This is a genomic window from Nonomuraea sp. NPDC050643, from assembly GCF_040654715.1.
Lineage (GTDB): Bacteria > Actinomycetota > Actinomycetes > Streptosporangiales > Streptosporangiaceae > Nonomuraea.
In genome coordinates this window covers 1-1,954 of record NZ_JBFAIM010000171.1, presented here as the reverse complement: position 1 = coordinate 1,954, position 1,954 = coordinate 1, and the positions used below count along the sequence as shown (strand labels likewise).

At 67.0% G+C, this 1,954-nt stretch carries 2 protein-coding genes; both read left to right on the top strand.

All coding sequences use genetic code 11. The features are described from left to right. The first annotated feature begins 69 nt into the window (after nucleotides 1–69). Nucleotides 70–762, top strand: a complete 693-nt coding sequence (locus AB0I15_RS66755) for a tetratricopeptide repeat protein (RefSeq protein ID WP_358121164.1) — start codon at nucleotides 70–72, stop codon at nucleotides 760–762. A 539-nt stretch (nucleotides 763–1,301) separates the two neighbouring features. Next, on the top strand, nucleotides 1,302–1,796 hold the full coding sequence (locus tag AB0I15_RS66750) for a hypothetical protein (protein WP_358121161.1): 495 nt from the start codon (nucleotides 1,302–1,304) through the stop codon (nucleotides 1,794–1,796). Nucleotides 1,797–1,954: the final 158 nt, after the last annotated feature.

Genomic DNA, 1,954 nt, shown 5'->3' with positions numbered 1-1,954 from the left:
ATCTGGCACAACGACCACACCGGCCAGCCGATCAAGAGGTCACTGATCCTTTACGACCACTGACCATCCCTGACCCCTTGGACTCAATCATCTAGCAGCAACCTGGCCGTCGCCTACGAGAAGGTGGGGGATTTGGCTCGGGCCATCCCCCTACATGAAGTGACGTTGGTCAACTACCAGCGGGTACTCGGTCCCGATCATCCCGACACCCTGGCCTCTCGCAGCAACCTGGCTGACGCCTACGAGTCGGCAGGGGATCTGGGCCGGGCGATTCCGCTGTACAAGCAGACGCTGGCCGAGCGAGAGCGGGTGCTTGGCGCCGACCATCCCGATACCCTGACCTCCCGCAACAACGTCGCCCATGCATATCAATCGGCGGGGGATTTGGGGCGGGCGATTCCGCTGCACGAGGCGACGCTAGCCGGGCGGGAGCGGGTGCTGGGCGCCGACCACCTCTCCACCTTGACTTCTCGCAACAACCTTGCCGCCGCCTACCAGGCGGCGGGAGATCTGAGTCGGGCGATTTCGCTCACTGAGCAGGCGCTAACTGACTGCGTGCGAGTGCTTGGTCCAGATCACCCTCGTACTCTGACGTCCCGCAACAACCTTGCCGCCGCCTACCGGACGGCCGGAGATCTGGGCCGGGCCATCCCCCTGTACGAGGCGACCCTCGCCGACTGTGAGCGGGTACTGAGTACGGATCATCCGCTGACGAAAACTGTGCGATCCAACCTGGCAGCGCTCGAAAAGCGCACCACTTGAGAAGGGATTCATCCGCCCGTTTCCGGGGCCACCCTTTCTACAAATTTGTGAAACTCCTGGGCGGTGCCACCTTGGCGGAGCTGTCGTAGGTCGGGGATGTGGTTGTACAGCGTCCCCGGCGAGACCCCCAGCAGCTTGGCGATCGAGGTGGCGGGCCCGGCCTCGGGCAGACAGCGCCGCGGGCCGAACGCCTGCCCCTTGACTCAACGCCCGCCCGTGCCGGAGGGAAACGGGCGATAAGCGAACGATCCATCAGCGCAGCCGATAACTGCCGCGGTCCCGATGGGCAGAGGGGGAACCCGGGAGCCGGATCGGAGAACGGACGGAAGCCAGCGGGTCTCCCTCCTGACCGCCCTTGTCTACGCCAAAGGGCACAGAGCCCGGGTGTGCTCCGGCACTGAGGCGCGGTCGTCGCGGCGCTGCAATTGGGGGGTATCGGGCGCCGGCTTCGGAGCCTGATCATCCACCCGGCAAGGGGATAGATGAATACACGCGGGAACGATAGCCGCGCACGAGCCACCATCATGCGCAGGTACGGCGTGCGCGCACTGGCAGCCGGTGCCGTACTGTCCGGCACTCTGCTGGCCGTCGCCGGGCCGGCACACGCCGCCAGCAACGTCGCCGTGACCGGCGGCGGCACGCTGCAGATCATCGCGGGCAACGGGCCGGACAACATCACCGTGTTCGTCGGCGCCGGCGGCCGGCTGCACGTTCGCAACACCCTCGACGTGGTCCCGGCGGTCGCGCCGTGCGTGGCGGCAGGCGCCAACGAGGTGTCATGCCCCGCTGCGGGGATCGCCCGGATCAGGGCGGCCACCAGGGGCGGCGACGACACGCTCCGGAACTTCACCTCCCTGCGCTCCAGGACGGACATGGGGCGCGGCAAGGACAGGTTCTTCGGCGGGTCGGCCAGAGACATGGTCTCCGGCCGGGCGGGCGATGACGTCCTCAACGGTCTGGGAGGCAACGACGCCGCCAACGGCGGCCCGGGCTTCGACCAGTGCACTGCCGAAACCAGGGTGCTCTGCCCCTAGCCCCGTTTTCCGCAGGTCGGGATGTTTGGGGCATCTCCGGCGCGGTGTCTTGATCGTTGCTGATGGAGACGGTAGTCCCGGAACTCGTGAGACAGCGAGCGCAGTTCGGTGGCCCGAGTGTGGAGAAGATGCTCGGGGCGCTGCCCGTGGTGGCCGAC